Origin of the sequence: Streptomyces sp. NPDC035033 (assembly GCF_040636735.1) — a bacterium.
Lineage (GTDB): Bacteria > Actinomycetota > Actinomycetes > Streptomycetales > Streptomycetaceae > Streptomyces.
Map to the genome: position 1 here is coordinate 1 of NZ_JBEZUZ010000102.1, position 25,668 is coordinate 25,668.

The 25,668-nt window shown below is 73.3% G+C and carries 18 protein-coding genes; 3 read left to right on the plus strand and 15 right to left on the minus strand.

Going from position 1 to position 25,668, the window contains the following annotated elements:
* Nucleotides 1–716: isocitrate lyase/phosphoenolpyruvate mutase family protein (locus AB0E83_RS30085; protein WP_362118766.1), on the minus strand; the 716-nt coding region annotated here is incomplete at its 3' end.
* A 44-nt stretch (nt 717–760) separates the two neighbouring features.
* Nucleotides 761–1,978, minus strand: coding sequence for a 3-deoxy-7-phosphoheptulonate synthase class II (locus tag AB0E83_RS30090; protein ID WP_362118768.1), 1,218 nt, complete (start codon nt 1,976–1,978; stop codon nt 761–763).
* 539 nt (nt 1,979–2,517) lie between these two features.
* Between AB0E83_RS30090 and AB0E83_RS30095 the strand changes: the two genes are divergently transcribed.
* Entirely contained in the window at nt 2,518–3,435 is a 918-nt protein-coding gene (locus AB0E83_RS30095; protein ID WP_362118771.1) for a hypothetical protein, read from the plus strand.
* A gap of 76 nt (nt 3,436–3,511) precedes the next feature.
* Here the strand turns inward: AB0E83_RS30095 and AB0E83_RS30100 are convergent, their stop codons facing one another.
* The 13 genes from AB0E83_RS30100 to AB0E83_RS30160 all read right to left on the minus strand — a co-directional run bounded on the left by AB0E83_RS30100 (nt 3,512) and on the right by AB0E83_RS30160 (nt 20,988).
* A complete protein-coding gene (locus tag AB0E83_RS30100; protein WP_362118774.1) occupies nt 3,512–4,780 on the minus strand; it encodes a NikS protein in 1,269 nt (422 codons plus the stop codon).
* Nucleotide 4,781: 1 nt separating this feature from the next.
* Nucleotides 4,782–5,552: a hypothetical protein gene (locus AB0E83_RS30105; protein WP_362118777.1), complete on the minus strand. Its 771-nt coding sequence runs from the start codon at nt 5,550–5,552 to the stop codon at nt 4,782–4,784.
* The gene (locus AB0E83_RS30110) at nt 5,549–8,053 is read right to left on the minus strand and encodes an ATP-grasp domain-containing protein (RefSeq protein ID WP_362118780.1); all 2,505 of its coding nucleotides are present in this window, start codon (nt 8,051–8,053) and stop codon (nt 5,549–5,551) included. The genes AB0E83_RS30105 and AB0E83_RS30110 overlap by 4 nt, the downstream gene beginning before the upstream one ends.
* Nucleotides 8,054–8,082: 29 nt before the next feature.
* Nucleotides 8,083–9,348: an MFS transporter gene (locus tag AB0E83_RS30115; RefSeq protein ID WP_362118783.1), complete on the minus strand. Its 1,266-nt coding sequence runs from the start codon at nt 9,346–9,348 to the stop codon at nt 8,083–8,085.
* A complete protein-coding gene (locus AB0E83_RS30120; protein ID WP_362118786.1) occupies nt 9,345–10,292 on the minus strand; it encodes a cysteine synthase family protein in 948 nt (315 codons plus the stop codon). Before AB0E83_RS30120 ends, AB0E83_RS30115 begins: the two co-directional genes overlap by 4 nt.
* Before the next feature lie 15 nt (nt 10,293–10,307).
* Nucleotides 10,308–11,513, minus strand: coding sequence for an ATP-grasp domain-containing protein (locus AB0E83_RS30125; protein ID WP_362118789.1), 1,206 nt, complete (start codon nt 11,511–11,513; stop codon nt 10,308–10,310).
* A complete protein-coding gene (locus tag AB0E83_RS30130) occupies nt 11,510–12,763 on the minus strand; it encodes an MFS transporter (protein WP_362118792.1) in 1,254 nt (417 codons plus the stop codon). The genes AB0E83_RS30125 and AB0E83_RS30130 overlap by 4 nt, the downstream gene beginning before the upstream one ends.
* Nucleotides 12,760–15,345, minus strand: coding sequence for an ATP-grasp domain-containing protein (locus AB0E83_RS30135; RefSeq protein WP_362118795.1), 2,586 nt, complete (start codon nt 15,343–15,345; stop codon nt 12,760–12,762). The genes AB0E83_RS30130 and AB0E83_RS30135 overlap by 4 nt, the downstream gene beginning before the upstream one ends.
* Before the next feature lie 85 nt (nt 15,346–15,430).
* Complete coding sequence (locus AB0E83_RS30140) at nt 15,431–16,054, minus strand: DsbA family protein (RefSeq protein ID WP_362118798.1); 624 nt, start codon at nt 16,052–16,054, stop codon at nt 15,431–15,433.
* Nucleotides 16,051–17,727 carry a class I adenylate-forming enzyme family protein gene (locus AB0E83_RS30145; protein ID WP_362118801.1) on the minus strand — a complete coding sequence of 559 codons (1,677 nt, stop codon included), beginning with the start codon at nt 17,725–17,727 and terminating at the stop codon, nt 16,051–16,053. The genes AB0E83_RS30140 and AB0E83_RS30145 overlap by 4 nt, the downstream gene beginning before the upstream one ends.
* Nucleotides 17,728–17,744: 17 nt before the next feature.
* Nucleotides 17,745–18,620: a prephenate dehydrogenase gene (locus AB0E83_RS30150; RefSeq protein WP_362118804.1), complete on the minus strand. Its 876-nt coding sequence runs from the start codon at nt 18,618–18,620 to the stop codon at nt 17,745–17,747.
* Nucleotides 18,617–20,692: an aminodeoxychorismate synthase component I gene (pabB, locus tag AB0E83_RS30155; protein WP_362118807.1), complete on the minus strand. Its 2,076-nt coding sequence runs from the start codon at nt 20,690–20,692 to the stop codon at nt 18,617–18,619. The genes AB0E83_RS30150 and pabB overlap by 4 nt, the downstream gene beginning before the upstream one ends.
* Nucleotides 20,689–20,988 (minus strand): chorismate mutase family protein, encoded by a 300-nt coding sequence (locus AB0E83_RS30160; protein ID WP_362118810.1) that lies wholly within the window; start codon nt 20,986–20,988, stop codon nt 20,689–20,691. Before AB0E83_RS30160 ends, pabB begins: the two co-directional genes overlap by 4 nt.
* A gap of 533 nt (nt 20,989–21,521) precedes the next feature.
* Here AB0E83_RS30160 and AB0E83_RS30165 point away from each other — a divergent pair.
* Together AB0E83_RS30165 and AB0E83_RS30170 are read left to right on the plus strand one after the other, a co-directional pair.
* The gene (locus AB0E83_RS30165; protein WP_362118813.1) at nt 21,522–25,265 is read left to right on the plus strand and encodes an amino acid adenylation domain-containing protein; all 3,744 of its coding nucleotides are present in this window, start codon (nt 21,522–21,524) and stop codon (nt 25,263–25,265) included.
* Between the two features lie 85 nt (nt 25,266–25,350).
* Nucleotides 25,351–25,575, plus strand: a complete 225-nt coding sequence (locus AB0E83_RS30170; RefSeq protein ID WP_362118816.1) for a tautomerase family protein — start codon at nt 25,351–25,353, stop codon at nt 25,573–25,575.
* Nucleotides 25,576–25,668 lie beyond the last annotated feature (93 nt).

The window sequence follows — 25,668 nt, forward strand, 5'->3', positions numbered from 1 at the left end:
CGCGGCCGCGCGGGCGGGCGGGCGGGGGGCCGGCGGGCGCCGCCCCCCCCCCCCCCGAAGGTGACGCGGGCGGCGCCGAGGCTGCCGAGCCGGCTGGGCGAGGCGTTGCCGGGGCGGTACAGGGCGTTGAGCGGCCTGTCGACGCCGTTGGCCAGGTCGGGGAGCAGCTCCTCGGGGGCCAGGATCGGGTAGACGACGTCCGCGCCGGCGCCGATGTACAGGCAGGCGCGCTTGACCGCCGACTCCACCGAGCGGTCGCCGAACAGGAAGGTGTCGATCCGGGCGTTCAGCACCAGACGGTCACCGGCCGCGACGCTGACCTCGGAGAGCCACTCCGCGTGCTGCTCGGCGTCCTTGAGCCGCCCGGCCGTGGAGTCCTCGAGGTTGCAGCCGACCACTCCCGCGTCGAGCAGCCGCTCGACGATCTCGGCCGGGGCGAGGCCGTAGCCGGCCTCGATGTCCGCCGTCACGGGTACGTCGACGGAACGGGCGATCCGTCCGATCGCGGCGAACATCTCGTCGGCCGGGGTGTCCTCGCCGTCGTCGTAGCCGAGCACGGCGGCGACCGCCGCGCTGGACGTCGCCAGCGCGGTGAAGCCGGCCTCGGCGAACGCGCGTGCGCTGACCGCGTCCCAGACGTTGGGGATGACCAGCGGATCGCCGGGTTCGGTCCGGTCGTGACGTGCCAGGAACTCTCCGGCACGGGTGGCCACCATCAGGCGGTCTCCTCTTCGTCGTCGAGGGGGGACGGGTGGCAGAGTCACACCGTCGCCCAGGTGGTCCCCCGGCCGGTGACCGGGGAGGCGGCGTACAGGGCCGCGAGTTCGAAAGCGACGTCCAGTGACTGACCGAGGTTCAGCCGGGGGTCGCAGACGGTCTCGTAGCGGGTCGGCAGATCCTGGGGCCGGATCTCGTAGGTGCCGCCCAGGCATTCTGTGACATGATCACCCGTCAGTTCCAGGTGGACGCCGCCGGGATGGGTTCCCAGGGACCGGTGGACCTCGAGGAATCCCTCGATCTCGTCCAGCACGTCGTCCAGCCGGCGGGTCTTGTGGCCGGTCGGCGAGGACACGGTGTTGCCGTGCACGGGATCGCAGATCCAGGCGACCTCGGCGCCGGCCGCCGTCACCTTCGCCACCAGGTCCGGCAGCAGGTCGCGCACCGCGCCGGCGCCCATCCGGCTGATGAAGGTCAGCCGGCCGGGCTCGCGGTCCGGGTCGAGCAGGTCGATCAGGCGCAGCGCGTCGTCCGGGGTGCTGGACGGGCCGAGCTTGACGGCGATCGGGTTGCGCACCTGGGCGGCGAAGGCGACGTGCGCCCCGTCCGGCCTGCGGGTGCGCTCGCCGATCCAGAGCAGGTGGCCGGAGAGGGCGTAGCGGCCCGTCGGGGTGGTACGGCACAGCGCGCGCTCGTACTCCAGGACGAGGGCCTCGTGGCTGGTCCAGAACTCGCCGCCGTCGGCGGCGGTGAGTTCGCTCAAGTGTCCGATGATCTGTCCGGACGCGTGGTAGACACGTCGCAACCGGTCCGGGTCCGGAGTGCGGTCGGCGGCGGTGAAGGCCGGCCCGTTGATCATGTCCCCTCGGTAGGAAGGGAGTTCGATGCCGTCGTGCCGTTCGGTCGGGTGGGACCGCGGTTTGGCGAACTGGCCGGCGATGCGGCCCAGTCGGATCACGGGGAGCCCGGCCGCCTCGGAGATGACCGCGGCCATGAGGTTCAGGGTGCGGTACTTGGCCGCGGTGGTGTCCGGGCCGACCTCGGCGAGGCTCTCGGCGCAGTCGCCGCCCTGGAGCAGGAAGGCCTCGCCGCGGGCGACCGCCGCCAGTCGTTCCCGCAGGCGGTCGCACTCCTCGGCCGCGACGAGCGCGGGGAGGGCGGCGATGTCGTCCGCGACCGCGCGCAGCGCGCCGGGATCGGGCCAGTCGGGCTGCTGCGCGGCGGGCGGGCCGGCCGCGGCGGAGGTGTGGTTCGGGTTCATGGGGTATCGCCCCTTCGTGCGCCGGGGTCCGGCGCGGCTCTCGCGCTGCCCCGGCGGGTTCGTCCGGCACCGGGCGGCCGTCGGGATTCCCGCGGCCGAAGGGTGTCCCGGTGCCGAACTCGTCCTTCGGTTCGGGAGGGTGCAGTGAGGCAGTGGTGCGAGCGGAGGGGTGCGCGGGCGAGTCGGGCCGAAGGCGGATCAGCTCGTCCGGCGCGGGCCGGGGACGGCGTTCCAGCCCACGTCCTCGGGATCGGCGGGGCGCCCGGCCGTGACCGGCCCGGGCCGGGTCGCGGAGGAGGGTCTGGGTGTGGTGCGGCGCATTTCACGGAGTGTCATCGAATTTCCCCCCAGTTGATTCACCGTATTAAAAGGAGGTTGCGCTTCCAGTATTTCACTGGGCATGCCGGTCATGAATGGGAAATGAAATCTGCCCGACCGGTCCCGGCGCTCCCCGGGAGCAACTATGCGCCCCTCTCGACTGGTCGAACAAGATCGCCGATACTTCGGTTAGGTGCACTTCGGCGAAACGAAGGATGCAAATGCGAATACATTGGAATAAATCAGACACCATGGGTTTAGTCGCGCTGTCCGCCGCCGATGCCGGGAGCGACTCCGTCGCCATCACCCTGCCACCCGACGACCCGGCTTGCCGCGAGGCGCTGGTCCGGGTCGGAGAAGCCCTGGGGGACCTGTCCCGGGCCGTCTCCCTCAGGGCCGGCCGAACTCCGGGCGGGGCCCTGAGACCGCCCGAACCGGCCGTTCCGGCAAGGGGAGTCGGCTTCGAGACCATCGACGGTCTGCCCGAGATCAACGACGCGATCCAGGATCTGCTCGACGGCGTCACCTCCGAGATCCTCACCGCCCAGCCCGACGGGCCGCGCCCGAGCGCGGTGCTGGGCGAGGCGCTGGACGCGGTGCGCGACCGGATCGCGGCGGGCGTCTCCATGCGGACGCTCTACCAGCACAGCACGCGCTTCGACGAACCCACCAAGGAATACGTCCGGGCGGTCACGTCGTACGGCGCGCAGGTGCGCACTCTGGCGGAGTTCTTCGACCGGATGATCATCGTCGACCGGCGGGTCGCGCTGATTCCCGCGAACGCGGCGCGCACCTCGGCCGTGCTGATCACCCTCCCGGCCGTGGTGTACTTTCTCGCCGACATCTTCGAGCGGGCCTGGGACCGGGCGGAATTGTATCCATTTCTTCCGGTGCGGGCGGCGGATGCGGCGCCCGAGGTCATTCCGGCGATTCGCGGATCGATCCAGAAACTGCTCATCGAGGGCAGATCGGACAAGGAGATCGCGCGGAGGCTCGGCCTCAGCCTGCGTTCCCTGCAGGCGCACGTCGCCCGGCTCAAGGAGGAGCACGGTGCCGAGCACCGGCTCCAACTGGGCTACCTGTTGGGTCTTCAGGGCAGTGCCGTGGTCGCCGGGGAGAGCGACCACGCCCCCTCCTGACCCGGCGGCCGTGAAAAGTGCGGACCGGCCGGCGTGCAGTGCCGGCCGGTCCGCACCCCGGCGATCGGGCGGCGGCTCAGCCCCGCCCGTCGACCGGCTCCAGTACCAGCTCGTCCAGGAACCACCGCTCCAGAACCCGCAGCCGGTCCTCGCACTCCGCCCGGTCCGTGCCCGAGACCAGCGCGGTCAGCAGGAAGTCGGCGGAGAACGCCGCCTCCCGCATGGTCTGTCCCGGTCCGACGAACACCTGGTACTTCTCGACCCAGGGGAAGTCCGGCGGTCCCTCCGGAACGCGCACCACGCGGCCGGGACGCTTCATCAGCGCCAGCTGTCCGACCATGCGCCGCGGCGCGCGCTTCTCGGCGCCGAGCCACTCGGGCAGCGGCAGGCCCAGCTGCGCCCGGACCCAGGCCTCGCTGGGATCCACCGCGAACATGAGGCGGACGATGTCGCGGATCGCGGCGCCCCCGGTGCGGCAGGCGATCTCGCACAGCACCAGCTCGTCGCCGGGCGTGTGGAAGACCTCCGCGTGGAAGGCGAAGTTCTCCGGCCCGCCGAGCGCCGCCAGGGTCCGCTCGGTGAACTCGACCAGCCGGTGGGTCAGCGGATCGTCCGCGTCCAGGGTCAGGTCCAGCCGGCCGCCGGTGTCGGTGCGGTACGAGGCCAGCGCGTACTGGTACTGCGAGGGCCAGGCGAACGCCACCCGGCCGTCCACGACCAGCCCGTCCACATGGCACATCCGGCCCGGCACGAAAGCCTCGGCGAGCAGGTTCGGCAGGTGCGGTCCGTACAGGTCGAGCCCGTCGGCCAGGTACGCGTCCAGCTCCTCGCGGGACTCCAGGATGCGCAGGCCGACCGAGCCGGCGCTGTCCACCGGCTTGAGGACGAGGGGGAAGCCGTGCCGCTCGGCGAAGCCGATCAGCTCGGTGGCGCTCTCCACCTCCAGGTACGGGGCCACGGCCAGACCCGCGGCCGCCGCCCGGCGCTTCATCAGCGCCTTGTCCCGGTAGGGGAGCACGGTGTCCAACCGCTGCCCGGGCAGCCCGAGCACGTCGCGCAGCTCGGCGGCCCGCTCCAGGTCGCGCTCCTGGCAGGCGACGACGTGCGCCACCCCGTGCTCGCGCGCCCACTCCAGGGCGAGCGCCTCCACCTCTCCTCCGGTCTCGTACGCGTCCACGGCGGCGGTCCGCCGGTAGGCCCCGCCCTCGGGCGGCAACTCCTCCGAGACCAGGGCCAGGTGCTCGCGCGAGGCGATCAGCAGCAGATCGCCCTCGTAGTCCGCGAGCCAGTCGTGGTACGGGGTGCCCGCGAGCGAACCCCGGTGGTGCAGGACCAGCACGGTCATCTCAGTCCACCTCCGGGGACAGCGGGCCGGCCCCCGCCTGGGCCCGCACCAGTTCGCGGGCCGGGCGGAGCTCGGGGGCGTAGCGCACCGCGCGCACCAGCGGGTCCCCCTCCGGGCCCCGGACGGTCTCCACCACGTACGGGTGTCCCGGGTCGGCGGGCAGGCCGGCGAGCGGCGGGCCCGCCTCGCGCCGCACCTCACCGGTGACGGCCGGCTCGACGGTCAGACTCGGTACCACCGCGGGATCGGAGGGCAGCAGCCCGCCCGCCACCGTGGCGCGCAGCGCGGCCTCGTCGGCGAGCTCGGCGATCACCGCCCGGTCCGGGCCCCGGCGCGGCCGGACCGCCAGCGGGTAGCCCCACCGGTGCGCCCACCAGTACAGGTCGGCGACCCGTCGCACCTCCGCCAGGGGGGTCGTGGCGACTCCGGCCCGCGCCAGCAGGGCGTGCGCCGCCACCGAGTCGGCGAGGGCCAGCGCGGCCTTCCGGGACTGGCCGGGCAGACCGAGCCGCTCGCGCAGTCCCGCCGCCCGTATCTGGTCCTCCGGTGCGAGCGCGACCACCGCCCGGACCGGCGTCCGGGAGGCGGCGTCCAGGACGGCCGTCTCGGCCCCGGCGCCGCGGCCGTACCGCTCCACCACCGACACCCGCGCGAAGCCCGGGTGGACGCCCGCCCGGCCGGTGACCAGGTGCAGCTCCTCGCCGGCGTCGGCGAGCCAGCCGGGACAGCCGGCCGCGTGGCGACCGTCCGGGTCCAGGACGACGAGGGTCATCGGTCCTCGTCCTCGATCGACACGGTCAGCGCGGTGGCGAGCAGCTCCTCGCAGAGCGCGACCGCCGCGTCGGTGTCGGCGGCGGTGACGGCCAGCAGGCCGAGCCGGTCCCAGTTGTCCTGGATCGGCCGGATCACCGAACCGGGCCGGGCCGCCAGATCGAGGGCGAGCACCGACGGGTGGGCGCGCAGTTCGTCGGCGCCGTCGATCGCGGTGACCCGGCCGGGCCGGCCGACGATGCCGCGCACGCAGCCCGCCGCGACCGGCTCCGGGCGCTCCGTCATCGGCTCCACCAGGCCGAACGGCCAGGCGAGGGCGTAGCGGGTCAGGTCGACGCCGTACGCGGCCCGGACCAGTTCCGGGATGTGGTCGCCGCCCAGCCGGTTGTGGCCCTCGATGATCAGGGGCCCGCGCGAGCTGAGCCGCAGCTCGGTGTGGCTGGGGCCGTCGGTGATGCCGATCGCGTCGAGGAACTCGGCGACGGCGTCGGCGATGCGCTTCTCGTCCGCCGGGTCCAGCCGGGCCGGCTGGGCGTGCCCGAGCTCCACGAAGTGCTCGCCGCCGGTCAGCTTCTCGGTGATGGCGACCACGGTGTGCCGCCCGTGGAAGCTGAAGCCCTCGACGCTGAACTCGGGGCCGTCGATGTACTGCTCCATCAGGAACTCGGTGACCGCGTACATCGTGGAGCCGCGGTCCATGCCGGTCCGGCGGGCCGCGACGACCCGCTCCCACACCCCGTCCACGTCCTGCGGGCCGGTGACCCGGAACAGCGCGAAGCCGGCGGTCAGGTCCACCGGCTTGACCACGAACGGGTATCCGTGGGCGGCGCCGAACGCGGCCAGGCCGTCCCGGTCGGTGAGCGGCTCCGCGGCCACCGTGGGGGCGCCGACCGCGGCGAGGTGGCGGCGCATGGCGAGCTTGTCGCGGAGCAGCCGGGCCGGCTCGAAACCGGTGCCGCCGAGACCGAACATGTCGTTCACCCGGCCGGCGGGCTCAAGACCGGGTTCGGTGAGCGACAGCGCGGCGGAGAACTTCCAGATCGCGTGGGCGGCCCGGACGAGCGGCTCCAGCACCGACCAGTCGGTGTAGTCGGCGATCAGGGTGACGTCGGCGAGTTCGGCCTGCTCCGGACGGAACTTCTCCTTGTGCTGGATCAGGATCACGTTCAGCCCGAGCTCCTTGGCGATGCGCACGGGCTCGGTGAGGTGCCCGATCAGGAGCAGGGTCCGCTCGGGCCTCATCGGGGCGGCCGGGGCCGCGTGCACGGCGTTCAGGACGGCGGAGCCGGTCTCCACGCGCAGCAGCGCCTTCGCCTCGGCGGCCAGCCGTTCGGCCTCCTCGGCGCTGTCGCCCGCCACGATCACGTGGCCGTGCCGGGAGCCGGAGTGCCGGGTCGGCGGCAGCACGTCGCCCTCGGCGAACGGGAAGCGGACGCCGTGCACGTGCGGGAGCGCCTCGATCCGCGCCACGCCCTCCAGCCGGGTGATCCTGCCCGGCGGCAGGGAGAAGAACGAGATCGCGGCCGTCCGCTCGGCCGGGGTGGGCTCGGCGGTGCCGCCGACCAGCAGGTCGAAGATCGCCCCCTCGATGTCGAATCCGGTGGCGAGCCGGATGAGCGCGGGGATCCGGTCGCCGCCGAGCCGGGCCTGGGACTCCACCACGCGCGGGCCGTCGGCGGTGAGGATGACCTCGGTGTGGGCCGGGCCGAACCGGTACCCGGCCGCGTCCAGCACCGCGGTGACCAGCTCGCCGATCGCCTCGGCGTCGGCGTCCGGCAGGGGAGCGGGGAAGACGTGGCCGGTCTCCACGAACGCGGGGGCGGGCGTCTTGCGCTTGGCGGTGATGCCGACCACCCGGTGGCGGCCCCCGTGGGTGAGCGTCTCCACGCTGAACTCCGGTCCGCGCAGGTACTCCTCGACCAGCACCGGCCCCCGGTACGTGTGGGCGGCCAGCTCCCGCCGCCACGCGTCGAGGTCGCCGGGACCGGTCACCAGGCGCACCGCGGCGCTGCCCTGCAGCCGGGTCGGCTTCACCACCGCGGGCAGCTCGAAGCCGGCCAGCACGGCGTCCACCTCGTCGGGCGTGCCGGCGACCGCGGTGCGCACGGGGGACAGGCCGTGCTCGGCGAGCAGTTCGCGCAGCACCGCCTTGTCGTTGAGCCGGCGGAGCGCCTCCGGCGGGTTGAGGGCCAGCCCGAGGGCCTCGGCCTCCTCGGCGACGGCCACCATGGTGGCCTCCTCGCCCAGGTGCAGCAGGCAGCCGACGTCGTGGGCGAGGGCGGTCTCCCGGACCAGGCGGCGCAGCGCGGCCTCGTCCGAGAAGTCCACCCACAGCATCTCCTTGGAGACCTTCTCGACCCCCTGGAGGTAGGAGGCCGGCTGGAGCGTCGGGTCCCAGATCGACCAGACCTCGAAGCCGAGGGCGACCGCCTTCTCGACGAACTGGGTGTAGGGCTGCACCATCAGCAGCCGGTTGTTCGCGGGTGCCGCGTGCTCGGTCACGAAGGGCCCTTTCGTCACGGGTGCGGGGGTCATGCGCCGGCCTCGGCCTTCGGCTGTCCGGCCGCGGCGCGGGCGTCCTGGATCCGGAACAGCTGCAGGTACAGCAGGATCGCGGCCGCTCCGAAGGCCGCGTACAGCAGGGCCATCACCCAGGAGTCGACGACGGACCCGAGGATCACCGACAGGGAGCCGACCATGTAGCCGAGCCGTACGTGCAGCCCGTAGGCGGCCATGTACTTGGTGCGGGCGTCGGCGGGCACCAGGGCGGCCACCAGGGTCTGGTTGACGGGCTGGTTCATCAGCTCGCCCAGCGTGACCACGACGGCCGCCGTGATCATCAGCCAGGCGTTGTCGCCGAGCGCCCAGGCCATGTAGCCGGCGGTGAAGATCACCACGCCGGCCACCAGGCGCAGCCGCTCGTCGAGGCGGCCGAGCAGCTTGCCGACCCACAGGCCGCAGATCACGACCAGCAGGGTGTTGACGGCCCGCAGGATGCCCAGCACGTTGACGCCGTCGACGGTCACCTGCCAGAAGCCCAGCGCCAGCTGCTGCTCGGGGAAGTCGGAGCCGAGCCGGACCGCGAGGTAGGAGGAGATCTGGACCTCCACGGACCAGACCAGCAGGGCCGCCAGGACGAGCCGCAGGAACACCCGGTCGCGGGCCACCGTGAGGTAGCCGCGCAGGGCGGGGCGCACCCCGCGGGGATTGCGCGCGGCCTCGGGCGGCGCGGTCTCGGACAGCGCCAGGAAGGTCACCAGGAAGATCCCGCCGGTGGCGATCGCGGCCGCGGTGAGCAGCTGGAAGAAGTACCCCTCGTAGAAGAAGCCGCCGACCAGCGAGCCGAGCATGAAGGCGACGTTGATCACCCAGTAGTTGATCGTGTAGACGGCGGTGCGGCTCTCCGGGGTGGAGACGTCCACGATCATCGCCTCGTTGGCGGGCAGCGCGAGGCCCGCCATGCAGGCGGCGCTCAGGTAGAGCGCGTAGGTCGCCGGACCGGAGTGCAGCAGGGGCGAGTTGACCAGGGCGAGGCCGACGTACGAGAGGAACACGCCGATCTCGCCGGCCATCAGCACCCTGCGGCGGCCGTACACGTCGGACAGGTGCCCGCCGACCAGGTTGCAGCCCACCGTGGCCACCGCGACGACCAGGGTCATCAGGCCGGCGGTGGCCGGACCGTACAGCCGCGAGAAGTGGATGACCATCAGCGGGACCAGCATGATGTCGAAGAACCGCTGGAAGAAGCCGACGCCGATCCGCAGCTTGAGGTTGCGGTGCAGTTCCCTGAAGCTCACCGCTCCTCCTCCGACGGCCACCAGCTGAGGTAGCGCTCGCCGCTGTCGGGGAGGACGGTGACGACGGTCGCCCCGGACAGGTCGTGGCGGCGCGTCAGTTCCCGGCAGGCGTGCACGGCGGCGCCGGAGGAGACCCCCACCAGCAGGCCGCTGCCGGCGGCCAGCGCCCGCGTCGTCGCGGCGGCGTCCGCGTCGGAGACCACGACCACCTCGTCGATGCAGTCGACGTCGGTGACGGGGCTGGTGAAGCCGCCGTTCAGGCCGGGTATCCGGTGCGGTCCGGGCTCGCCGCCGGACAGCAGGGCGGAGCCCTCCGGCTCCACCGCGACCACGCGCAGGGCGGGGTTGCGCTCGCGCAGGTAGTGGGCGATCCCGGTGAGGGTGCCGCCGGTGCCGACCCCGCACACCAGGACGTCCACCCGGCCGGCGGTGTCGCGCCAGATCTCCGGGCCGGTGGTCTCGTAGTGGGCCCGCACGTTGGCCGGGTTCTCGTGCTGCCGGGCGTACCAGGAGCCGGGGATCTCGGCGTGCAGCTTCTCCGCGCGCTCGACGCAGCCCGCGAGGCCCAGGGCCGGATCGGTGAACTCCACCCGGGCGCCGAGCATCCGCAGCGTCATGACCCGCTCCGCGGAGGCGTTCTCGGGGAGCACGATCACGCACGGGTGCCGGCGGGCGGCGGCCAGGGCGGCCAGGGCGATGCCGGTGTTGCCCGAGGTGGACTCGATGACGGTGGCCCCGGGCGTCAGCTCGCCGGAGGCCTCCGCGGCCCGGAACATGTACAGGGCGGGGCGGTCCTTGACGCTGGACAGCGGGTTGGCCGCCTCCAGCTTGGCCAGAACGGTCACGTCCTGTGGGACGCCGTCCATGCGCAGGTGCAGCAGCGGGGTGTTGCCGATCAGGTCCTCGAACGAGGCAGTCACCCCTGCGGCCGGTGGGTTGGTCATCGTGTCCCTCGGGGTTCAGTGCCGGTCGGTGGTGATGGTCAGGGTTTCCCGTACGTGCTTCAGCGCGTCCTCGCGCTCGCCCGGGGAGGGCGCGTCGACGAGCACGTGGCCCATCCGCCGGGAGGAGGACGTCAGCGGCAGGACGGTGTCGCCGGGCTTCTTGCGCAGCCGGACCCGCACCACCGACGGGTGGCCGGTGGTCTCCTCGACCCCCGTGATCGCGGTGATCGTCCCGGGGGCGGCGGTCGGGAAGTGGGTGGCGGGCCAGGAGACCGGCTCGGTGCGGATCAGCTCGTCGACGGGCAGCCCGAGCGCCAGCCTGATCACGGCCTCGTAGAGGTCGAAGCCGTAGGCGAGGCCGACCGCGTCGGGCAGGTAGTCGCCCGGGGTGCGCACGGCGACCTCCATCAGCGCCGGGCCGCGCCCGCCGACCTTGAACTCCAGGTGCACGAGGCCGGTCCGCATGCCGAGGGCGCTCAGCACGCCCCGGGTCAGCGCGTGGACCTGCGAGGCCAGGCCGGCGTCCTCGAAGCGGTGGGCGCAGCGGTGGGTGAGCTCGACGAAGTACGGCGGCGGGGTGGTGTCCTTGGCCGTCACGTTCTCGAACAGCACCTCGCCCTCGCGGACCAGCGCCTCCCAGCTGAACTCCGGACCCTCGACGGCCTCCTCGACCAGTACCTTGCCCTCGCCCGAGCGGCGGGCGAGGACCTCGGCGGCCTCCTCGGCGGTGCGGACCAGTTCGACGCCCTCGCTGCCGGCTCCGGTGAGCGGCTTGACCACCACGGGGAGCCGCTCCAGCATCCAGCTCCGGGCCTCGGTCACGTCCGCCACGAGCAGGTGCTCGGGCTGGCGGACGCCGTGGGAGGCGAAGACGGCGCGCTGCAGCGCCTTGTTGCGGGAGATCACCGCGGCGTGCAGGGACGGGCCCGGCAGGCCCAGCCGCTCCTGCGCCAGCGCGCCGGCCAGCACGTGCGGTTCGGCGAAGGCGACCACGCCGTCCGGCACGCGGTCGGCGACGGCCCGGGCGACCGCCGCCGTCCAGTCCTCCTCCTCGTGGCCGTCGACCCGGTAGAAGCGCTCGGCGAGGTCGACCGGCCGGCCGTCCCAGCCGGCCGCCGCCTCCACGGCCCGCACCCGCAGGCCGAGCCGGGCCGCCGCCTCCAGGTAGGGCCGGCCCATCGTGCCGACGCCGACCACCAACAGGTCCTCGGGGGTGCTCACGACGCCACCTCCTTCTTCTCCACGGGCCGGGGCGGGACCGCCCCCAGCAGACGGGTGACGGGGACGACCAGCAGCCCCGCGAGGGCGAAGACCACCGCCAGGCCGATCCAGCCGGCCGGACCGGTCGCGATCACCACGGACGTGAGCAGCGCCGGACCGACGATCCGCTGGCCGGTGTTGCCGAGGCTGAACACCGACAGGTAGATGCCCTTGCCGTCCTCGGGCGCGAACTCGTAGCTCAGCTCCCAGCCGCCGACGGCCTGCCACAGCTCGCCGAAGGTGAGCAGCACGCAGGCCGCCAGCAGCACCGCGCCGGCGACCAGCGCGGAGGACGGGGCCCCGGACGCCGCGAGCGCGAGGCAGCACAGCGTCAGCGCGAACCCGCTGAGGCGGAGCGCCCGTTGGGCTCCGCCCGGGCTCTCCACCATTCGCGAGACCGGCACCTGCAGCACGATCGACATCACGGTGTTGACCAGGATCAGCACCGGCAGGAACCCGGCGGGCACCTGGGTGGAGTGGATCGCCCACAGCGAGATGCCGACCGACAGGATGGTGGTGTGCAGGTTGAGCACCCCGTTGAGGGCGGTCAGCAGCAGGTAGCGCCAGTCGCGGAAGTCGCGCAGCGCGGCGAGCGGGTTGACCTTCTTCTGGGCGGTGGCCGTGGTGGCGGTGCGCACCCGGGCCAGCATCGCGGCGGACACCATGAACGCCCCGGCGGTGCCGAGCACGATGCCCCGGTACGTCCAGACGTTGTCGGCGGCCAGCAGCGGTGCGGCCAGCAGGGCGCCCAGCGAGAAGCCCACGTTGCGCACGGTGCGGACGATCGCCATCGTGCGGGTGCGGTCGGTTCCCTCGGTGGTGGCCGAGGCGACCGCCTGGGTCATCGGCTGGGTGGCGGCCTCCGCCGCCGCCAGGCAGCACGAGATGACGGTGAAGCTCACCATGCCCTGGGCGAAGGCCAGGGCCACGAACCCGCCGGCCCGCCACAGCTGGAGCGCCACCAGGGTCGGCTTGGCGCCCAGCCGGTCGGCGAGCGCGCCGATGGGCACCGTGGTGAGGAAGCCGACCACGCCGGACACCGCCAGGCCGAGGCCGACCTGCGCGTTCGTCAGTCCGACCGAGCGGACGAAGAACACCGCGGAGCCGGCGAGGTAGAGGCCGGTGCCGATGGCGTTGATCAGCGAGGTGATGGCGAAGGAGCGCCCGGCGGCGGTGGCCGGCACGTAGTCCTTCGGGGACGGCAGCCTCATCGCGCGGCCCCCTCGACGCGTACGTCGACCAGGGACAGCGCGTGCTCCGCCCGGCGGCCCGCCTCGGCCGCGTCCGCGCCGGTGGTGATGACCAGGCCGGCCCGCTCCCAGGAGCTGGTGGCGCGGTGGACGGTGGCGCCGGGGGCGACCGACAGGTGCAGCTCGGCGACGCCCGGCGCGGACCGCGCCTCGTCGGCGCCGGTCACGGACTCCACCGGGCCGGGAGGGGCGATCAGGAACCGCACGGCGGCGCCGCGGCGGCTGGGCAGGGGGCCGACCGGACCGGCGCCGGTGAGCACCTGGAGCAGGTTGCGCAGGATGTCGGTGTCGTAGGCGAGGTCGATCAGGACGGTGATGCCGCCGCCCGGCAGGCGGCCGGCGCATTCGACGAGGTACGGGGTGCCGTCGACCAGGATCCACTCGGAGTGCAGCACGCCGGAGCGGAAGCCGACCGCGCCGGCGAGCCGGGCCACGGCCTCGCGCAGCGCGTCGGCGAGCGGCGACGGCAGGTCGGCGGGGACGGTGTGGCCGGTCTCGACCGGGTGGCCGGTGTCCTGCACCAGCTTGGCGGTGATGTTGGTGAAGCCGACCTCGCCGTCGTGGACCACGGCCTCGACGCTCACCTCGGGCCCGGACAGCCGCTGCTCCACCAGGAACCGGGCGGTGTCCTCGTACCCGGCCCGCAGCGTCGGCTCGTCGGCGGCGGTGGTGTGGGCCCAGGCCTCGGCGACGTCGTCCTCGGGGCCGAGCAGCCGCACGCCCAGGCTGGCCTGGCGGTTGGCGGGCTTGAGCACGCACCGGCCGTCGTGCGCGGCGCGGAAGTCGGCGACCTGCCCGGCGTGTTCGGCCAGGGCCCAGTCGGGCTGGGCGATGCCGCTGTCGGCCAGGGCGGCGCGCAGCAGGCCCTTGTCGCGCAGGACGCGGGCCGCCTCCAGGCCGGCACCGGGCAGTCCCCAGGCCTCGGCGAGCGCGGCGGCGACGACGACGCCGTACTCCACCACGGGGACCACGGCGCGGACGCCCGCGGGGCGGGGCACGGCCTCGACCACGCGGTGGGGGTCGGTCTCGTCCTGGCTGGGCGCCGGGAACAGGGCGGCCACGCAGGGGTGCCGTTCGGCGAGCGCGGTGATGCCCCGGGCGCCGATGACGGCCGGCTCCTCCAGGACCAGCACCGAGTCGGGCGGGAGCTGCTCGTCCAGCTTGGCCAGCATGACGGGGCTGTAGCCGACGAGGACGTGGGTCACGCCGTCCGGGACCGCGGGCGTGGTGTGGACGGTGACGGCGCGCCGCACGCGGCTCTCCAGCGCGTCCAGTTCGGCGACGGTGGGGGCGTCGATGAAGAAGGAGACGGCCCGGTCCTCGGAGCTGCGCAGCGGCCCCAGCGCGGTGCCGCGGTCGTGGTGCACCAGGACCGCGCGCAGGGTCGGCGGGTCGGCGGGCGAGGACGGTCCGACGGCGGGCCACAGACCGCCCTCGCCGACCCACACCGGCTCCACGTCGAAGCCCCGCACGCGGACGTCGGTCAGCACGCCGGGCACGTGCTCCAGGTAGACCTGGCGGGCGACCCGGGACGGCGCCGGGTACGAGGCCGGCTCGCCGAGCGCGATGCGCACGATCTCGGGTTCCAGCGGGGCGCCGGTGGCGAGTTCGTACAGGATGCACAGTCCGTCGCCGGGGGTGCGGGCGGCGACCTCCATCAGGTACGCCCGGCCGTCGGCGCCGATCCGCCACTCGGCGTGGGCGATGCCGTCCTGGAAGCCGAGCGCCTCCAGCATCCGCCGGTTGGCGTCCAGCAGCACCGGGTCGGCCTCCGGCCGGTCGCTGGGCACGGTGTGCGAGAGCTCGACGAAGGTGTGGGCGTGGGAGTCGGTGGTGGTCTTGCGGGTGGCGGAGGAGAAGACGATCCGGCCGTCCTGCACCAGGCTCTCCACGGAGTACTCCTGGCCCTCGACCTTCTCCTCGACGAGGACGGTCTCGTGCTCGGGGTAGGAGCGGAGCAGCTCCGGCAGGGCCTCCGGGCCGGCGACCGTCTCGACGCCCGAGCTGGAGTGCCGGCCGGTGGGCTTGACCACCGCCGGGTAGCGCACGGCGGCCGGGTCGAAGGACCCGCGGCCCTCGGGCGGCACGGTCAGCGAGACCGGGCTGAACTCCGGCAGGTACCAGCGCTGCAGGTACTTGCTGCGGCACGCCCGGGTGGCCCGCAGGCCGGGGGTGCGCAGCCCGAGCGCGTCGGCGAGCAGTCCGGTCGGTTCGACCTGGGTCTCGCCGACGGCGTAGGCGCCGACGACGCGGTAGTCCTCGCGCCACCGGCGGGCGGCCGAGAGGACGCCGGGCAGGTACGAGTTGTCGCGGCTCACGTCCCCGTCGACGAAGGCGACCTCGTCGATCACATAGGCGGGGTGGTCGGGGTCCTTGGCGGCGGCCAGCGCGTCCTCGCGCCAGTAGGAGGGGGTGATCAGCAGGATCTTCAGGCCGCGGCGGGCCAGTTCCGCCAGGTAGAGCGGCGCCCGGCAGACCACCAGGAAGGACCCGGTGAGTATGAAAGCGTCCGGCCGCAGCCCGGGGGCCGTCTGTGTGTCCATCAGTCTGTGTGTCCGTCCGTTCGCATGGGTGCGAACCGCTCCCCGGACAGGAGCGGCTCGCACGAGGGGGTCGGGCAGGGGCGGGTCAGCTGTAGTCGAGGCCGCCGGTGCGGGTGCGCTTCAGCTCGAACAGGTCCGGGTGACCGGCCAGGACGCGGAAGCTGTCGAAGAGCTCGGCCGCCTTCTCGCCCCGCGGGATCGCACGCAGCACCGGCCCGAACCAGACCGTGCCGTCCACGTGGATCGTCGGGGTGCCCACGTAGCCGCCCGCCTCCGGGTCCTTCCCGGCGTCGTGGCTGACCCGCACCGCCTCGTCGAACGACGGGTCGTGCGCCGCGGCGGCCAGTTCGGCCGGCAGGCCCACCTCGGCCAGGGACTCCGCGATGACCTCGTCGAAGTCCTGCATCTTCTTCTCGTGGATCCGGGTCCCGTACGCCGTGTACAGGTCCCGCAGCACCTGCGGACCGTGCTGCGCGGCCGCGGCGGCCGCGACCCGCACCGGACCGATCGACCGGTCCACCAGCGAGCGGTACCAGTCCGGCAGCTCGTTGCCCTCGTTGTGGAAGTACAGGCTCATCACGTGGAACCGCAGCTCGATCTCGCGCAGCCGCTCCACCTCCAGCATCCACCGGGAGGTGATCCACGCGAACGGGCACGCGGGATCGAAGTAGAAGTCGACCTCGGCGGTCTGGGTGGTGCTCCTGGTCACGCGGCGTCTCCGGTGGTGACTGCGGCGAAGGACTTGCCCTGCGCCGACTGACGGTACTCGGACAACGCAGCATACTTCTCGCGCAGTTGACGCTTCAGCACCTTTCCGGTGACGCCGACCGGGAAATCCGCCTCCGAGGCGGCGATCTCCAGGAAGCCGAGCTCCGGGTGGCCGGCGGCGCGCAGCGCCTCGTTGGCGAGGAGCAGCAGCTTCTCCGGATCCGCGCCCTCGGCGGCGGTGACCACCGCGACCGGCACGACGGTCTCGCCGTCCCGGCCGGCCACCACCGCGACGTCCTCGACCTCGGGCACCCGGCGCAGCACGACCTCCTCCATGAAGACCGAGTATCCGGTCCCGCCGGCGGTGTGGATGGCGTCGGCCGCCCGGTCCACCAGGTAGAAGTCGCCGTTCCCGTCCCGGTACGCCATGTCGCCGGGCATCCAGTAGCCGGACATCTTGAAGGAGTACGTGGTGGCCGAGTCGCCCCAGTAGCCGGGCGTCACCGCCGGACCGCGGGCGGCCAGGTAGCCGACCTCGTCGGTGTCGGCGATCGAGCCGTCGGGGCGCAGGATCGCCACCTCGGCGACGCCGACCGGCTTGCCGGCGCACCGGTCGTTCGGCTTGTTGTCCAGCGTGTGGACCTGGAGCAGGCAGCCCCAGCCGAGCTCGGTGGTGCCCAGGCGGTCGAAGAACGCCGACGGGGGCAGGTCGGCGCTGCGGTTCGACAGCACCTTGTCGATGTGCGCGCGGTGCACCGCGTCGCCGATCGACACCCACACCTGCACGGAGTCGAGCTGACCCGGCTTCAGGTCGGCGGAGGCCAGCTCGGCGTAGCCGTGCGCGAAGGACATCACCGAGGTCGGCCGGTACTTCTCCACCGCGGCGGCCAGCTCGTCGCCCTTGCGGTCGCTGAGCGCCACGATCGGCGTGCCGCCGAGCACGGCGTACGTGGTGTAGGCGACGCACCCCAGGTGGGACTGCGGCAGCGCGGTCATCATCAGCGCGCCGGGCGTCTCGGTGTGGTCCACCAGACGGAACTTGGGGCCGGCCACGATGGTGCTGTGGGTGTGGATGGTCGGCTTGGGGCGGCCGGTGGTCCCGGAGGAGTGCAGGATCACCACCGGGTCGTCCGCGTGGTGGTTCCAGTAGTCGCCGTCGGCGAGCCGCGCGGCCGGCGGCGCGGGCAGCTCCTCGACCGTGCGGGTCCAGGCGATGCCGGGCAGCTGGGCGGTGTCGAGCAGGGCGAGCCGCTCCTGGTCCGCGTACAGGCCCACCGGAGCGGTCTGCTCCAGCAGCGACTGGGCGATCGGGCCGGTGGCGTTGCTGTTGATCAGCACGGCGACCGCGCCGATCTGCGCGATCGCGTAGTAGTGCACCGAGTACGCGAAGGAGTCCTCGAACCAGACCGCGACCCGGTCGCCCCGGCTCACGCCCTGGGCCAGGTAGTACGCCGACCAGCTCTGCGCCAGGGCGTCGATGTCGTTCAGGCTGAGGTCGTGGGTCTGCTCGCCCGAGGTGGTGGTGATCGCCCGGTAGGAGTGGACGAACGGCAGCTCGGGGTGGGGGTTGGCGGCGATGGCCGACCGCAGGAGGTTGCCACCGCCCACCGTGGAGTCGGCTGCCAGCTGTTCACGCTGCGTCGGCGTCAGGACGGTCGCGGCGAACGTTGCCATGGGGTGCATCTTCCTTGTCAGAGTGAGGTGAACATCCGCGCGCACAGGTCGCGGTAGTGCGGGGCGTGCTCGCCCAGGAGGTCCTGGAGCTGTCCGAGGACGGCGGCGAACTCCGTTTCGGAGCCGTGCTCCACCAGGTCCGCGACGGCGCGCACGCCCTCGGCGAGTTCCTTGCGCACCGCCGCCGCCTCCGGGTTGGCGGCCTGGACGTCCCAGTAGACGGCGGGCGCGCCGGAGCTGATCCGGGCGAGCAGGGCGAGCAGCGCGTTGTGCGGGGGCGGGGCGATCTCGCGGATCCTCCCCAGATCGGGACCGAGCCGGGTCAGGGCCAGGCCGAAGCCGAGCACGGCGGCGTGGGTCAGGGCCTGGGAGGCGCCGGCCAGCCGGTCGTGCTCGGCCGCGTCCATCGGCACCACCCGGGCGCCCCAGCCGGCGACCAGGTCGAGCAGGCCGCCGACCCGGGGCCCGTCGTTGACCACGACGGCGGCCACCGGGCGGCCCTCGAAGCCGAGGGCCGGGGCGAACATCGGGTTCAGGCCGACCGCCTGCACGTCCGGGAGGTGGGCCCGGAGGGCCGCGGTGACGGGCTGTTTGACCGACAGGGTGTCCACCAGCAGCGCGTCCGGCCGCAGCACTCCGGCCAGCCGGGGGACGGCGGCCAGCGCGACGGCGTCGGGCACGGCGAGCACCACCAGGTCGGCGTGGCCGAGGTCGGCCTCCAGCCGGGGGCCGGGGTCGGTGACGTCTCCGCGCACGTAGTGGGCGCCCGCGGGCTCCGCGCCCGGCGCGGCGGTGTCGACCACGGCCACCCGGGCGCCGGCGGCCAGCAGCCGTTCGGTGAACAGCCGGCCCACCGCGCCGGCGCCGCCGACCACGACGCAGCGGCGGATCACCGCCGGCTCCCGGCGGGCGCCGGCGCGGTGGCGAGGACGGCGGAGACCACGGCACGCGACTTCACGGCCGTCTCCGCGTACTCCTCCTCCGGGTCCGACAGGGCGATGATCGCCCCGCCGACGCCGAAGCTCAGCCGGTCCTCGGTCGCCACGAGGGTGCGGATGACGATGTTCAGGTCGGCCGCGCCGCTCAGCGAGAACCAGCCGATCGAGCCGGAGTAGACGCCGCGGGCGCCGTCCTCCAGCCGGTCGATGATCTCCATCGTGCGCAGCTTGGGGGCCCCCGTCATCGAGCCGCCCGGGAACGCCGCCCGCACGCAGGACACCGCCGACTCGCCCGGCCGCAGGGTGCCGCGGATGGTGGAGACCAGCTGGTGCACGGGCGCGTAGGTCTCGACGTGGAACAGGGCGGGCACGTGCACCGAGCCGACCTCGCAGACCACGTTCAGGTCGTTGCGGATCAGATCGACGATCATCAGGTTCTCGGCGCGGTCCTTCTCCTGGGAGAGCAGGTCCTCGCGCAGCGCCGCGTCCTCCTCCGGGGTGGCTCCGCGGGGGCGGGTGCCCTTGATCGGCTTGGACTCGACGATCCGGTCCGCGCCGATGGTGAGGAACCGTTCCGGCGAGGCGCTGAGCACCGCCACCCCGGGGAAGTCGAGCAGCGCGCCGTACGGCACGGGCGAGATCTTCCGTAGGTGCACGTAGGTGCGCAGCGGGTCGACCCTGGCCTTGAGCTCGACCGTGTTGGTCAGGCACACCTCGTAGCTCTCGCCGTTGCGGATCTCCTCCAGGCTCTCGGCGATCCGGTCCAGGTAGGCCTGCTTGTCGTGCCGCAGCGCGACGATCGGCTCGGCCTCCGGGTCGGTCATCCCGACGCCGCGGAACCCGGCCGTCTCGCCGCGCGCTCCGGTGCCGGCCGGGGGGAGGGCCCGCACGGCGGCCTCGGCGCGGTCGAGCCAGGAGAGGGCCTCGGAGTGGTTCCCGCCCTCGGACAGGGCCAGCAGGTAGGCGGCGCCCTCGGCGTGGTCGAGCGCGAGCATCCGGTCGGCGAACAGCACGGCGGCGTCCGGGGTCTCCGCCTTGTGCGCGGCCCGGGCGCCCGCCTCGGCCTTCAGCTCGTAGCCGAGGTAGCCGACGTAGCCGAGGTTGAAGTCGAACGGCAGCCCCTCCGGCCGGGGGACGGCGCGGACGCGCAGCTGCTCGTCCAGGTAGTCGAAGAAGCCCTGCTGGACCAGCTCGTCACCGGCGTCGCGGCGCCCCGGCCGGGTGATCCGGACGGTGCCGTCCTGGACGCGGTAGGTCACGTACTCGGCCAGCGGGCCGGAGCCGTCGCCGAGGAAGCTGAACCGGGACAGCCCGTCGATGACGCTGCTGCTGTCCAGCCAGAACGCGGTGTCGTGGTCGGTGAACAGCTCCCGGTACGCGGCCTCGGCCTCGGGCTCGGCGTCCACCCGGCGCACGTGCACCGTGTAGCGCGGCTCGCGCCGCTGCGCGGCGTGGTGGGCCATCGCCAGGTCGCGGAAGTTGGCGAGCAGTTCGCGGCCGTACTGGCTGCTGATGGACTCCGGGTGGAACTGGACGCCCCAGATCGGCCGGGTCCGGTGGCGCACGCCCATGACCACGCCGTCCTCGGTCCAGGCGAGGGCCTCCAGCTCGTCGGGGAGGCGGCCGGCCGCGAGCGAGTGGTAGCGCACCACGTCGTAGGGGCTGGGCAGGCCGGCGAAGAGGTCGGTGCCGTCGTGGCGCACCGGGCAGACGCGGCCGTGCATCGGCTCCGGCGCGTGCACGACCTCCCCGCCGAACAGGTGGCAGATGCCCTGGTGGCCGAGGCAGACGCCGAGCACCGGCAGGCCGCTCTCCAGGATCGCGCGGCGGCTGATGCCGAAGTCCCGCTCCCGGTCGGGGCGGCCGGGGCCGGGGGAGATCACGATCGCGTCGAAGTCCTCGAAGCGCAGATCGGAGAAGTCCGTTCCGTTCTTCACCACGACCGGCGGGCGGCCGTTGGTCTCGCCGAGCAGCTGGTAGAGGTTGTAGGTGAAGGAGTCGTAGTTGTCGATCAGCAGGGTTCTCACGGCGTGGCTCCGATGACCGTGTCCTCGACCCGGCAGGTCTCCTCGATGATCAGGTCGTAGAGCCGGCGCAGGAAGTCCTGGCTGATGCCGTGCTCCTCGCCGAACCGGGCGGCGCGCTCCTGGACGATCCTGATCCGGTGCGGCTGCATCATCCGGATGTCGTTCTCGCGCTTGTGGTGCGCGATTTCCACGCAGGTCTCGATCCGGGCGCGCAGTTCCTCGAGGAAACGCATGTCTATGCTGTCGAGCTTCGCCCGAAGAACTTCGAGTCCATCGTCGGACGGACTATCCGGCACGGGCTTCCCCCTTTGTTAGGAACCTGTTCTCGGGAGCGCCGGAAAAGACATCCGCCGACACCCCGTTGACAGCCACGACTCTGCCGCCCGCCTCTCGCCGATGCCACGGTGGCGATGGTTCGGATCGACGCAGTGCGCGAAATTCCGGGGTGCATAACGGCTCTTACCCGGACGAAACGACCGGCCCTCGGGGCGCCGAAGGAGCGTGACGGGGGCCGTCGGAGCGTGGAACCGGCTGGGAACCGCCGCCGTCGGCAGGCGGCCCCGGCGACTGTCCGCCCTATTTGTCGAAATGCGTCCCGACATGCCTGGGTGGGCAATCGGACACCCGGTCTCCGGGCCGCTTGCCAAAAAGCTCCGGATGAACTCATAGTTTCGATTTGCTCGGTGCATGGGAATTCATTCGAACGGGGGATGGTGTGGAAATCCTGACCGAGGGCGGGCTGGTGTCTCCGGAGCGAGGGACGGACGGAGCGCCGAGCCTCGTCGACCTGCTTTCGGAGCAGGCCCGGATTCGCCCCGACGCCATAGCGGTGGAATACCGGGACGAGACCCTCACCTTCGCGGAACTCGTCGGGCGGGCCACGGAGCTGGCGGCCGCCCTGAGGGGCCGCGGACTGCGCCGGGACGACTGCGTCGGCGTCTTCCTCGAACCCTCCGCGGCCCTGCCGGTCGCCGTCTGGGGCGTCCTGTTCGCCGGCGCCGCCTACCTCCCCCTGTCACCGGACTACCCGGACGAGCGGATCGCCACGATGGCCGAGGACTCCCGCGCCCCGGTGCTCCTCACCGAGGAGCCGCTCCGGGACCGGCTCGCCGCCCTCGCGCCCCCCGGCACCGCCCTCCTCACCCTGGCCGAGGCGGCCGCCGGCCCCCGCGCCGCCGGGGACGGCCGGACCGGCCCCCCGGCCCCGGACGCCCTCGCCTACGTCATCTACACCTCGGGCAGCACCGGCCGGCCCAAGGGCGTGATGGTCGAGCACCGCGGCATCGTGCACCAGATGCGCTGGCTGGCCCGGACCTACGGACTGGGTCCGTCCTCCACCGTGCTGCAGAAGACGCCGATGAGCTTCGACGCCGCCCAGTGGGAGATCCTGGCGCCGTGCCTCGGCAGCCGGATCGTGCCGGCCGGACCCGGCGCGTACCGCGACCCCGACGCCCTGGTCGACCTCGTGATCCGGCACGGGGTGACCGTCCTGCAGTGCGTGCCGACCCTGCTCCAGGCGCTGCTGGAGACCGACCGGCTGCCCGCCTGCGACTCGCTGACCCAGGTGTTCTGCGGCGGGGAGGCGCTGTCCCGGCGGCTCGCGCGGCGCTTCGCGGAGACGCTGCGGAAGTGCGAACTGGTCAACCTCTACGGTCCGACCGAGTGCACCGTCAACGCCTCCGCCTGGGCCGTGGACCCGTCGCCGGTCGCGGACGGCCCCTCCGGCGTCCCGATCGGCGTCCCCGTGGACGGACTCGCCTTCCACGTCCTGGACGAGCGGAGGGAACCGGTCGCCCCCCACGCGGTCGGCGAGCTGTACATCAGCGGCGTGCAGGTCGCCCGCGGCTACCTGCACCGCCCCGACCTGACCGCCGAACGCTTCCTGGACAACCCGTTCTCCACCGACCCCGCGCACGCCGTGCTGTACCGCACCGGCGACCTGGTCCACCGGAAGGACGGCGTCTACTGGTTCGACGGCCGCGCGGACCGCCAGGTGAAGCTGCGCGGCTACCGCGTCGAACTGGACGAGATCCGGCTCGCCATCGAGGCCCACGACTGGGTCAGGAACGCCGCCGTGCTGGTCAAGGACGACCCCGCGACCGGGTACCAGAACCTCGTGGCCTGCGTCGAGCTCAGCCCGCGCGAGGCCGCCCTGATGGACCAGGGCAACCACGACCGGCACCACGTCTCCAAGGCGGGCCGCTTCCAGGTGCGCGCCCAGCTCTCCGGCGGCGGCTGCCGCGACGCCGCCGACCTGGCGGGCCGCCGCCGCGTCGACCTCCCCGGCCGCACCCCCACCGGCGAACAGCTCCGCCGGGTGTTCGCCCGCAAGACCTACCGCTTCTACGAGGGCGGCGAGACCCGCCCCGAGGACCTGCTCGCCGTGCTCGCCGCCCGCACCCCCGGCGCCGCCCCCCGGCGGCCCGAGCAGTTGCGGGCGGACGAACTCGGCTCCCTGCTGCGCTACTTCGGCCAGTACACCAGCGACGAACGGCTCCTGCCCAAGTACGGCTACGCATCGCCCGGCTCGCTGTACGCCGCGCAGCTGTACCTGGAGGTCACCGGCCCGGACGGCTGCGCCGGCCTGGCCCCCGGCCACTGGTACTACCACCCGGTGGAGCACCGGCTGTACCTGATCGAGGCCGGGGAGGGACGGGACGGCGGGCCCGGGATCCGCTTCCACTTCGCGGGCCGGCGGCGGGCGATCGAGCCGGTGTACCGCAACAACGTCCAGGAGGTCCTGGAGATCGAGGCCGGGCACATGGTCGGCCTGCTGGAGGAGGTGCTCCCCGCGTACGGCCTGGACGTCGCCGCGGCCCCGTACGCGCCCGCGGCGATGCGCCGCCTGCGCTGCGCCGAGGAGGACCACTACCTGGGAGCCTTCGACCTGGTCCCGTACCGCGCCGACCGTCCGGACGTCCCCGTGGACCTGTACCTCCAGGTCCACCCCGGCCGGATACCCGGCCTGATGGCCGGCCAGTACCGCCACGCCGACGGCGCGCTGGAGCGGATCGCGGACGAACTGGTGCTCAAGCGGCACGTGATCGCCATCAACCAACAGGTGTACGAGCGCGCCGCGTTCGGCATCACGCTGGTCAGCCCGGGGCCGGAGCACCCGCACTCCTACCTGGACCTGGGACGCCGGCTCCAGCGGCTCCAGATGAACGGCGCCGGCTTCGGGTTCATGTCCTGCGGGTACAGCTCCAAGACCGGCCACGACCTGCCGGCCGCCAAGCGGATGGAGGCCGTGCTGCGGGCGGCCGGGCGGCCCACCGGGCCCTCGTACTTCTTCGTCGGCGGCCGGATCAGCGCCGAGCAGGCGGCCCACCGGGGCATGCGCGAGGACAGCGTGCACATGCAGGGGCCGACGGAGATGATCAGGGCCGACCTGGTGGAGCTCCTGCCCGACTACATGGTGCCCAACCGCCTGGTGGTCATGGACCGGCTGCCGCTGACCGCCAACGGCAAGGTCGACCTGCGGGCGCTGGAGGCGTCGCCGGAGACGGACTTCGCGCCGGCGGACCGGCCCTTCGTCGCGCCGCGGACCACCACGGAGCGGATCGTCCGCGAGCTGTGGCAGGAGGGGACGGGGCAGCGGTCCGCCTCCGTGCGGGACGACTTCTTCGAGTGCGGCGGCAACTCCCTCATCGCGGTCGGACTGGTGAACCGCATCAACCGCCGGTTCGGCTGCGCGCTGCCGCTCCAGGTGCTGTTCGAGTCCCCGACCGTCGAGGAACTGGCGCGGCGGGTCGACGGGCAGCGGGGCGCCTCCCTCTCCCGGCTGGTGCCGCTGGGCGCGGCCCGTTCCGGCCGGCCGGTGTACTGCTGGCCGGGCCTCGGCGGCTACCCGATGAACCTGCGCACCCTGGCCCGGCGGCTCGACGCCGACCGGCCGTTCCTCGGCGTCCAGGCCCACGGCGTCAACGCGGGCGAGGAGCCGTACGCCACCATCGCCGAGATGGCGGCACAGGACGTGCGGGCCCTCACCGAGGCCCAGCCCGAGGGCCCGTACACGCTGTGCGGCTACTCCTTCGGCGCGCGGGTGGCCTTCGAGGCCGCCCACCTCCTGGAACGCGACGGCCACCGGGTCGACCGGCTGCTCCTGATGGCCCCGGGATCGCCGAAGCTCCGCACCGCGGGCAGCGGCCGCGCCTCGTACACCGACCCGGCGTACGTGACCATCCTGTACTCGGTCTTCGCGGGGACCGTCACCGGACCGGGCCTGGAGGCGTGCCTGCGGGCCACCAGGGACGAGGAGAGCTTCGTCTCCCACCTGGTCGAGCACGTCGACGGCCTGGACCGCGAGCTGGTCGGCCGGATCACCGCGGTGGTCCGGCGGACCTACGAGTTCACCTACACCTTCGCGGAGCTGCGGTCCCGCCGGATCCAGGCGCCGGTGACCGTCGTGAAGGCGGCCGGCGACGACTACTCGTTCCTCGACGGAAGCACCGGCTGGTCGGCCGCCGAGCCGCAGGTCCACGAACTCGCCGCCGACCACTACGGGATCCTCCGCGAACCCGGCGTGGACGAACTGGCGCGCCTCATCGGCCCCCGCCTCGGCCCCGCGCGCTGACCGGCCGCGCCCGCCGGACCGGCGCCGGCCACCCCCGTACCCGCACCCACACCAGGACCGCCCCCGTCACCCCAGGGAGACCACCGTGCCGCACGTCAACATCAAGTACTTCCCCACCCCGGTCGGCGAGGAGCAGTCGGCCCGCCTGGTCGCCGCGATCACCGCGGCGCTGACGGAGAACCTCGGCTGCGGCGAGGACGCCGTGTCCATCGCCCTGGAGCCCGTCGACCCGTCCGAGTGGAACGAGCGCGTCTACCTCCCGGAGGTGGTGGAGCGCCGCGAACTGCTCCACAAGCTGCCGAACTACTGAGACGCGAAGGGCCCCGCGCGGACGTTCCGGCCGCGCGGGGCCCTTCCCCCGGAGTACCGCCCGCGCGGGGGGGGGCGAGCGGCCGGGCCGCCC